The following is a 7,191-nucleotide window of genomic DNA, read 5'->3' as shown; positions in this document are numbered from 1 at the left end:
ACAACGACGAGCGCCCGAAGAAGGCACTGGGCGGGCTGACCCCACGTGCCTACGCGCAGCAGCTGGCATCCACTACCATCGATCCCGGACTCTAGATCAACCCGCTACTGAGGGCGGGGGGACGTCGGGGGCGCAGCCGGATTCACGGGCCGCGTCGGCGAGGCTCTTGTAGAGGCCGTAGTTGAGGTCGACCTCTACTCCGTCGAACTTACCCAGCAGACTCGCGATCTTCGCGGCCTGCCGCGGCGTCAGGTTGAGCTGCACATGCGCCGGCGCGATCTCGATGGTCTTGGTCTCGACCTTGGCGGGGACGAAGGTCGCGGAGGGCAACAACGGCTTGGTGGTGTCGGTCATGGGGTTCTCCGGGCATGAAAAAGGCCGCTCGAGGCGGCCTTGGTGGTTGAATAGGGTTTGCTCTACAGGAGGGGGTTCGGTATGGAGGACTCGATCATCGCTGCCGCGGCGGCGCTGGCGGGTGCGGCTCTCGGCGGATTGTTCGGCCTGCTGTCGGCGAAGGTGTCGGCGAAGAACTCGGAGGTACTTCAGAACCGCGCCTTGCTTCATCAGGAGCTACTCTCGCTGCGCGACATCCAACGCGCGCGCCTCGAAGAGCTGCTAACACAGATCACGCACCCATACGTTCGCGCCCGAAAGCTGCACATGCTCTGCAATAAGCACAGCGGCGAAATGACGGATGACTCGAGGCAGGCGCTGTTGAGCGAGATTTGGGCAGCAGCGCAGGAGTGGGATGATTTCGAGCCGCGCGGTTCCGTGCTCGTCCTCGGCTACGGTCAGTCGATACATGATCGATGGGTGGAAGTCATCGACAAGATCGGCGTCTTTGCGACACAGGTGTGGGAGACATCCCGCGCGACTGATTCCGCCGGCTGCCCTTCTGTGGACAAGTCGTTTTCGGACGTTAAGGATGCGGTTGGGGCGGTGCAAAGCGCGGTCTCGACTGAGCTGAGGAAGCTAAACGAGATCAGGGACGCCGACCGCCCGGCAGAGACACCCAAACCGTCACAAACGGCAGCAGGTTGATGCACCAGCGGCGGTTGTACGGGCTCCAGTGGGCGCCGATCCAGGCGGAGCCGAGGCGGAAGAGGACGCCGGCTTTCATGCGGAGCCCTTCAGACGGCGCAGCGCCCATTCGGCCTTCGCCGCAGGCCCCATGACGTAGCCGGGGCGGTCGTCCGGCAATGCGTCGAGCACGTCCAGCGCACCCGACAGCACGCTGAAGTCGTTCCGCTCTACCCTGAGATCGCTCCCGTCATCTTCCGTGTTGTCGCAAAGAAGGTGAGCCGCCCGAGCGACCTGTACCAGGGCAGCTATCACTACGCTCTCGTTCATCAGCAGGGCTCCTCAGGCAATCTCAAGACCTCCGCGAGCCACCGCAGGAAGTCGAAGGTGTGGAGGGTGTCAGGCACGGCGGAGGTCCTCCACGGCATTGCGCAGGACGGTCATGAGGTTCGCCGGGAACATGACTGTCGTGCCTTCGGGTGCCGCCTTGACTGCGCGGTGCAGCGGCGCGAGCGCCCGGAAGCGCGCGACTCCCATCGGCGCGGCACAGGCGGGGGAGCCGTAGCGGCTGAGCGCGCGGTAGCTGGACATGCGGTCGCGGAAGACCTCACGCCACTCGGCTTCTTCCCTCTCAAGGCCCGGCATCACGGCGTCCAGCAGGGGAAGGAGGTCGGCGCAGGGGACCGTGAGGGTGATGAGGGATGCAGGGGGCGTAATATGGCTCATGCCTGCTTCTCCGTCGCGGCCCAGCTCACTTCGCCGGTCGCCATCAGGTGCCGGATGGTCCGTGCGGCCCACGCGGGGTCGTTGTATTCCTCGTAGGTGTAAGGCCAAATGGGATGCATGCCCGGCTCGAAGAGCGCGCGTGCCTGCCCCGGAGTGAGTCCGAGAAGCTCTGCCGCATCGTCCATGATGTCGCCCCACCTGAACTGCACCTCCTCCTCCGCATCGTCGCCGTACCGCCTCTCTTCCTCGAGCCGGCGCGCGACCATGTAGGGGTCGAGATCGCTCAGGTCCCCGAAGAACTGCACGGCCGCTCCGGCGATGCAGCAGCTCGACCCGCACTCGGTCGGCTTCTCGGGGTCGAACAGCTCCGTGGTCTTGATCGCGATTCCCTTCGTCATGTCGAAGGTGATCCGCTCGTGCTTCGCGCCGTCTTCGAGCCAGCGCGCCAAGGTGTCCAGGCGGTCCAGGTTCATCGTGTGTGCTCCGGTAGGTGGTGGGTGTTCGTGGGGAGGGTTGAGGGGTGCCGAGGGCATCCGTGGGAGCCGCCGGGGTTCCAGCGGCTCGGGCGGAGGTCCTCAGGTCTTCGCCTTGTCGAGCGCGGCGTTCACCGCTGCGAGATCGCTGACCAGCGACTCCCGGCGCCGCTCGAGACTCTTCTCCAGAGCCTCGATCAGCGCAGCGCGCAGCGGCCCGGCGAACTCGGCGTGGACCGTGACGCGCTCAACGTGCTCGGCTTCCCGCTCGCCGCTGTAGCGGTGCAGCGTCACGTCGATGCCGCTCCCGAACAGCTTGTCGAGGTCGAGTCGCTTCGCCTGCGCAAGGGCGCGGAGCATCTGCGAGGTGGTCTCAGTGAAGTGCATGGGTCGGCTCCGGTCAGTAGTTGTTGAACACGTGGAGCCCGTGGTCGCCTTCATGCGTCCACACGTCCCCGCCGAGCCGCAGGTCGCGGCCAAAGCTCTCGTAGTCGAAGTAGTTCGCGATGCGGTCCGGCACGCCGACCAGCAGGCCCAGCTCCTCGACGATGTGCTCGGCGTAGTCCGTCAGGGTGTTGAAGCAGCCCTGGTATTCCTCGCGGAACTTCTCGGTGTCGTCGGGATCGCTGCCGCTGTAGTTGTCGATCCACGCATCGAAGGCTTCGCGGTCGGACTCGTCCATGTCCTCGACCGCCTCGACGTAGGCCAGCAGCTTGTCGAGGTCCGGGTGCTCGCCCCACGACGCCGGCAGGTCGTCGTAGTCGTGGACCGCCCACTCCTCGGCGCTCGGGACCTTGCCGGTGCCGTTGCACACCGGGCATGGCTCGCGGTCGGGGGACACGCAGGACGCCACCAGCCGCGACTTGCGCCCGTTGCACTCGGGGCACTCGATGCGCACATTCGGGAAGGGCGACTCGCGCAGCATCGCGGCGATCTCGTCGCGCACGTCGTTGGCGTCCTGGCCGTCCAGGTCGATCCATCGGCCATGCAAGCGGCCGTTGTTGTAGCTCGCCAAGCAGGCGACGTAGATGCGGGGCATGAGCGTGCTCCGGTAGTTGCACAAGTGGGAATGACGGGACAAAGCGATCCCGTGGATGCCCTCGGGGTTCCAAGGGCATCGGCGGGGTCACTCAGGCGGTACGTCCTCGAACTCGAACGCCCAGCCGCAGACGAGGACGTATTCCTGCTCGTCGGTGCACCAAGCCCGGAACAGACAGCCCAGGTTGGCGTCGGGCTTCACCAGCAGGTGCAGGTCGGCCGTTGCGTTCCGGGCGAACACCTCGCGGGTGTAGCCGGCCATTACCGCGCCGTTGTCGCTCGGCAGGCCGGGCGTGATTCCGTCGTGGGCGCTCATGCCGGCACCCCGCGAACCTGCACGTCATCACGCCGCAGTCCGAATTGACGGATCGCGACCGCTGCGGCCGTCTCGGCGCGCTTGATCCGCGTGGACAGGTGGGCGAAGCGGCCATCACTCAGGGCCACGAACCACCCGCCATAGGTCTTCAAGACAGCCATGTTCACGGCATCACTCCCCATGCGGCGCAGCCGGCGACCACGATCACCAGCGCGGCCAGCTCCACCAGCGGACGAACGTTCCTCCTCGCCTTGGCGTAGGGAACGAAGGTGGGACGCGGGCAGGTCAGCCGCGCGCCCTCACACAGACCCTTGTGCGCGTCGAACGCTCTCAATCTTCTTTCCATTGTGCAATCCTCGCAGTAGTGGGAATGAACAGACATAGGAATCCCATCGGCATGGCCGAAGGGAGGGAATCGATCTTGAGGTGCCCGCGGTCCCCTCCGGTTGTCCTCGGGGGGTATAGGCCGCCGAAGGGTTCCGCGGGCACCTCAAGATCGACTCGGCACGATGGCATCACCTCGCGGTGTCGTGCCTTGTCGATCCTTTCCGTTTCCTCTCAGGTCGGCTCTACCGCCCACGCTGGAGGGAGCGAACCGCCTTCGGTTCTAATCGGACAGCGCACGGGCGCCGGTCCGGGAGCCGGGACCGTTTCGGTCCCCACTTGATCGGGAGAACTTCCCGATCCGGGTCGGCTGCGGTGACTTGCTGCCGATGGGTGAATCCTAGCAAATCAGGGAACGTTGCACAAGTGGGAACATTCCGATGTAGCGATGCCGCTTCGATCCTGAAACAGTCTCTTCGATCCTGCCGGGACTGGCGCGACCTTCGTCGCCTTGCGTCTCCCGTCGATCCCGTCGCACGTAGGCTAGGGCGGGTGGCGCGGCCTTGGAAGCGCAGTAGCACGGCCCAAGGCGCCAGTAGTTCCCAAAGGAACCCGAGGAGGTTTCCCCGGTCGGCGGTCCGTGTTGGCGCCGCCGATGGAGTGAACTATACGCCGATGCGCAAGGATTGCAATAGTGGGATTGAAGAAAGTTTCGGGATGTCAGGTGACGGGATGCTCCCAGCGGTGGGAATAGCACCGCGCGCGTATAGGGACGCCGCAGGAGCCCATAGGACGCCGCAGGAGGCCCGCGCAGGGGCAGGGATGACCGCAGGTAGCCGCAGGGTGTCGGAGAGGCGCAGGCAGCCGCAGGATGCGTTGGGATGCGCAGGGATCGCCAGGGCGGCAGGGTGTCGCCAGGAGGGCGCAGGGTGCCGAGGGACGGCGCAGCGTCCCGATGGGTGCGGAAGGGTGCCGAGGGATGCCGCAGGGTTCCGCAGGGCGGTGCAGGGTGCCGAGGGATGCCGAGGGATGCCGAGGGATGCCGAGGGCAGGGCGTGGCGAAAATGACAGATCATCACGAACACGCGCGCAGACATCGCAAGGATGCCGCAGGGTGCCGAGGTGCCCTAAGGGCGGTGCGCAGGGTGGCCGCAGGATACGTGATCCAGCGCAGGCGCTAGGAGAATCAGCGGCTTACGGCATCGGGTGACGCGCCGGGTGCCGCGGATCGGGCAGGATGAAGCGCGTGACGTGGGATGCCGCAGGGCGCCGAGGGGGTGCCGGGGGGAACCGCCGCGCTAAGACCCTTCTAATCCCCTCTCAGAAATTGGTGACGAACATTTCGACCCCCATGACCGACGACTTCCTGGCCTACGCCATCTACGGCAGGGGCTCGATGCTCCGTCTCCCCGACTTCGAGGATTTCGACCTCCTCGCCGCGGACTCCTCAGGCACCCTCAGGTGGTTCCGAGGCGACTTCCACGCCGTCAGCGGCTTCACGTCCCCCGAGGTTCCCCGAAAAGACCTGGGGTGGCGAGTGATCGCCTGGCGGGAACAGGGCGGGATCAGGCATCCCGAGCACGCCGAGGACTGCTCGAGCCTCGCGTGCCTCCACGGGAACCCTCTGGAGCGGTGTGTCGTCGTCCAGAACAGGCTCGACTGGAGGGGAGAGAGGTCGTAGAAGGAACCCTTCAGGCCCCAAAGGAAGCCGCCCGGCAGTAGGGGATGCCTGAGGGGTGTTGAGGATGCCTCTGGATACCCTAGGGGTACCTCTTACGTAGTGTCTATGTAGAGTCTAGGTTCCCTAGGTTCTCTACAGTCTCCCTTAGGTATACTTAAGGTAAAAGCTTTTTAGGGTATCACGCCTGTCAAGCCCCTCTCTTCGAGGTGGTCTTCGACGAAGGAGGTCTCGGGGATGGTCTCCCCGCCATCGGGCGGCCTCAGGAAGGCCACAGGAGCCCTCAGGAAGCCCGAGGAGGCCCTGGGGAGCTACAGGGCTACCGGGTGGCCCTCAGGCGCCCTTGTAGCGCCTCTGGATGGCGCAGGCTTCGTCCTCGCCGATGTCATCGATCCGGCCCTGGACGTAGTGCCCGGCCGAGACCATCAGCTCGCCGACCGTCTCGTCCGTGTACCGCTCGAGGAGCTGGTCCTCCAGAGCGACCATGGCGCTCGAGTCGCGCTCGCAGCGCGCCGTCAGGACGGCAGTGACCGCCGCGGACCGCTCGCGGTCGTTCGGCTCGGTCCTCAGGTCCGCGTAGGCGGCCGAGGGGATCAGCAGGAAGCAGAGGGTGAACAGGCGCATCAGGAGCCTCAGGATGGCACGGAGAGCCCGCAGGAGCCCCGTAGTCCCCTAGGGGAGCTACAGGGCTACCGGGGAGCCCTCAGGAGAGCTTACAGGCCCGTACAGGCCCGCTCGAGTACAGGTCGTGTTTGCAGGCGATCCGCACGGCCTCACGGGCCGAGGTCCCCGCGGACATCGCACCGAGAGCATAGTCCCCGCCAGAGCCAATCGAGAAGAGCTGGCCGGTCACGTCGTACCGGAAGAGACCCTCGGAGGTCAGCAGGTACCGGAAGACCTGGCCGGTTGCACGGGAGCCCGCGAGGATCTCTGCGTCCCCTGAGGAGGGCTTCGGGCCTTCGCCGCGGAGCCAGGAGATCACCTCGTCGATGGACAAGAAGTCTCCGGCCCCCGCGGCCACGAGATCGCCGTTGCGGATCAGCTTGCTCCTGGAGGACCTACGGTCCCCCGAGGTGATCTGCGAATCCGCAGCGATCTCGTGGCCGTCATAGGCCGCGGTGGTCACTCGGCCAGCCAGAGGTCCACTTCGGCCGTGCGGCGGCGCATGAGGCCCCGCAGGACGATCAGGGCACCGTAGGCGTTGCGGCCCTTGTTCCAGCGGACGAACTGCTCCGGCACGTCCTCGTAGCGGCCCTCGTTGAGGCGAAGCAGGAGGGTCGATTCGCGGAACGCGCCGAGGCCGATGTTGAAGGCCAGCGACACGAGCGCGCCGAGCTGGTTGTCGGTCACAGGGACCTTCAGGAGCCGCAGGACGCCTTGGGTGAACCTGGCGATGTCGAGGGCGAACAGCTCCTCGGCGGCTTCGTTGGAGATGACCATGCCGCGCTTCACGTCCTTGCCGGTGTGGCCGTAGCCGATGGTCCAGACGTTCGCGGGGCAGAGGTATGCCTCCAGCTCCAGGCTCTCGTAGCTCTTGATGAGGTCGAGGGCGCCCTGGGGGATGGTGCGGGTGTTCAAGGGGTGACGGGGTTCCTTGGGGGACGGGAGGGTGGCTG

The 7,191-nt window shown here is 65.9% G+C and carries 14 protein-coding genes; 2 read left to right on the top strand and 12 right to left on the bottom strand.

Features of this window, described 5'->3' with window-relative positions; translation table 11 throughout:
• Nucleotides 1–96: 96 nt before the first annotated feature.
• Nucleotides 97–354, bottom strand: coding sequence for a hypothetical protein (locus KB893_RS11315; protein WP_213173713.1), 258 nt, complete (start codon nucleotides 352–354; stop codon nucleotides 97–99).
• 81 nt (nucleotides 355–435) lie between these two features.
• On the opposite strand from KB893_RS11315, the gene KB893_RS11310 reads away from it, so the two are divergent.
• Nucleotides 436–1,041 (top strand): hypothetical protein, encoded by a 606-nt coding sequence (locus tag KB893_RS11310; protein ID WP_211925387.1) that lies wholly within the window; start codon nucleotides 436–438, stop codon nucleotides 1,039–1,041.
• 75 nt (nucleotides 1,042–1,116) lie between these two features.
• Here KB893_RS11310 and KB893_RS11305 read toward each other — a convergent pair whose 3' ends face one another.
• The 8 genes from KB893_RS11305 to KB893_RS11270 all read right to left on the bottom strand — a co-directional run bounded on the left by KB893_RS11305 (nucleotide 1,117) and on the right by KB893_RS11270 (nucleotide 3,907).
• Nucleotides 1,117–1,350: a hypothetical protein gene (locus tag KB893_RS11305; RefSeq protein WP_211925388.1), complete on the bottom strand. Its 234-nt coding sequence runs from the start codon at nucleotides 1,348–1,350 to the stop codon at nucleotides 1,117–1,119.
• Between the two features lie 69 nt (nucleotides 1,351–1,419).
• Complete coding sequence (locus KB893_RS11300; protein WP_211925389.1) at nucleotides 1,420–1,746, bottom strand: hypothetical protein; 327 nt, start codon at nucleotides 1,744–1,746, stop codon at nucleotides 1,420–1,422.
• Entirely contained in the window at nucleotides 1,743–2,219 is a 477-nt protein-coding gene (locus KB893_RS11295) for a hypothetical protein (RefSeq protein ID WP_211925390.1), read from the bottom strand. Before KB893_RS11295 ends, KB893_RS11300 begins: the two co-directional genes overlap by 4 nt.
• Before the next feature lie 102 nt (nucleotides 2,220–2,321).
• Nucleotides 2,322–2,606 carry a hypothetical protein gene (locus tag KB893_RS11290; RefSeq protein WP_211925391.1) on the bottom strand — a complete coding sequence of 95 codons (285 nt, stop codon included), beginning with the start codon at nucleotides 2,604–2,606 and terminating at the stop codon, nucleotides 2,322–2,324.
• A 13-nt stretch (nucleotides 2,607–2,619) separates the two neighbouring features.
• Nucleotides 2,620–3,258 carry an antirestriction protein ArdA gene (locus KB893_RS11285; protein ID WP_211925392.1) on the bottom strand — a complete coding sequence of 213 codons (639 nt, stop codon included), beginning with the start codon at nucleotides 3,256–3,258 and terminating at the stop codon, nucleotides 2,620–2,622.
• An 87-nt stretch (nucleotides 3,259–3,345) separates the two neighbouring features.
• Nucleotides 3,346–3,573, bottom strand: coding sequence for a hypothetical protein (locus KB893_RS11280; protein ID WP_211925393.1), 228 nt, complete (start codon nucleotides 3,571–3,573; stop codon nucleotides 3,346–3,348).
• Nucleotides 3,570–3,740: a hypothetical protein gene (locus tag KB893_RS11275; RefSeq protein ID WP_211925394.1), complete on the bottom strand. Its 171-nt coding sequence runs from the start codon at nucleotides 3,738–3,740 to the stop codon at nucleotides 3,570–3,572. The genes KB893_RS11280 and KB893_RS11275 overlap by 4 nt, the downstream gene beginning before the upstream one ends.
• The gene (locus KB893_RS11270; protein WP_211925395.1) at nucleotides 3,737–3,907 is read right to left on the bottom strand and encodes a hypothetical protein; all 171 of its coding nucleotides are present in this window, start codon (nucleotides 3,905–3,907) and stop codon (nucleotides 3,737–3,739) included. Before KB893_RS11270 ends, KB893_RS11275 begins: the two co-directional genes overlap by 4 nt.
• A 1,341-nt stretch (nucleotides 3,908–5,248) precedes the next feature.
• On the opposite strand from KB893_RS11270, the gene KB893_RS11265 reads away from it, so the two are divergent.
• The gene (locus KB893_RS11265; RefSeq protein ID WP_211925396.1) at nucleotides 5,249–5,578 is read left to right on the top strand and encodes a hypothetical protein; all 330 of its coding nucleotides are present in this window, start codon (nucleotides 5,249–5,251) and stop codon (nucleotides 5,576–5,578) included.
• Between the two features lie 330 nt (nucleotides 5,579–5,908).
• Here KB893_RS11265 and KB893_RS11260 read toward each other — a convergent pair whose 3' ends face one another.
• The 3 genes from KB893_RS11260 to KB893_RS11250 form a co-directional block, all read right to left on the bottom strand.
• Nucleotides 5,909–6,199 (bottom strand): hypothetical protein, encoded by a 291-nt coding sequence (locus tag KB893_RS11260; RefSeq protein WP_211925397.1) that lies wholly within the window; start codon nucleotides 6,197–6,199, stop codon nucleotides 5,909–5,911.
• A 79-nt stretch (nucleotides 6,200–6,278) separates the two neighbouring features.
• On the bottom strand, nucleotides 6,279–6,701 hold the full coding sequence (locus KB893_RS11255; RefSeq protein WP_211925398.1) for an Ntn hydrolase family protein: 423 nt from the start codon (nucleotides 6,699–6,701) through the stop codon (nucleotides 6,279–6,281).
• On the bottom strand, nucleotides 6,698–7,153 hold the full coding sequence (locus KB893_RS11250) for a lysozyme (RefSeq protein WP_211925399.1): 456 nt from the start codon (nucleotides 7,151–7,153) through the stop codon (nucleotides 6,698–6,700). The genes KB893_RS11255 and KB893_RS11250 overlap by 4 nt, the downstream gene beginning before the upstream one ends.
• Nucleotides 7,154–7,191 lie beyond the last annotated feature (38 nt).

Source organism: Coralloluteibacterium stylophorae, assembly GCF_018122625.2.
GTDB classification, from domain to species: Bacteria; Pseudomonadota; Gammaproteobacteria; order Xanthomonadales; family Xanthomonadaceae; genus Coralloluteibacterium; species Coralloluteibacterium stylophorae.
This window is presented reverse-complemented; position numbering and strand designations above follow the sequence as displayed.

Bases quoted from the DNA above. Each gene is read 5' to 3' on its own strand.
- KB893_RS11315 (WP_213173713.1), bottom strand. From the start codon at position 354: ATGACCGACACCACCAAGCCGTTGTTGCCCTCCGCGACCTTCGTCCCC.
- KB893_RS11310 (WP_211925387.1), top strand. From the start codon at position 436: ATGGAGGACTCGATCATCGCTGCCGCGGCGGCGCTGGCGGGTGCGGCT.
- KB893_RS11305 (WP_211925388.1), bottom strand. From the start codon at position 1,350: ATGAACGAGAGCGTAGTGATAGCTGCCCTGGTACAGGTCGCTCGGGCG.
- KB893_RS11300 (WP_211925389.1), bottom strand. From the start codon at position 1,746: ATGAGCCATATTACGCCCCCTGCATCCCTCATCACCCTCACGGTCCCC.
- KB893_RS11295 (WP_211925390.1), bottom strand. From the start codon at position 2,219: ATGAACCTGGACCGCCTGGACACCTTGGCGCGCTGGCTCGAAGACGGC.
- KB893_RS11290 (WP_211925391.1), bottom strand. From the start codon at position 2,606: ATGCACTTCACTGAGACCACCTCGCAGATGCTCCGCGCCCTTGCGCAG.
- KB893_RS11285 (WP_211925392.1), bottom strand. From the start codon at position 3,258: ATGCCCCGCATCTACGTCGCCTGCTTGGCGAGCTACAACAACGGCCGC.
- KB893_RS11280 (WP_211925393.1), bottom strand. From the start codon at position 3,573: ATGAGCGCCCACGACGGAATCACGCCCGGCCTGCCGAGCGACAACGGC.
- KB893_RS11265 (WP_211925396.1), top strand. From the start codon at position 5,249: ATGACCGACGACTTCCTGGCCTACGCCATCTACGGCAGGGGCTCGATG.
- KB893_RS11260 (WP_211925397.1), bottom strand. From the start codon at position 6,199: ATGCGCCTGTTCACCCTCTGCTTCCTGCTGATCCCCTCGGCCGCCTAC.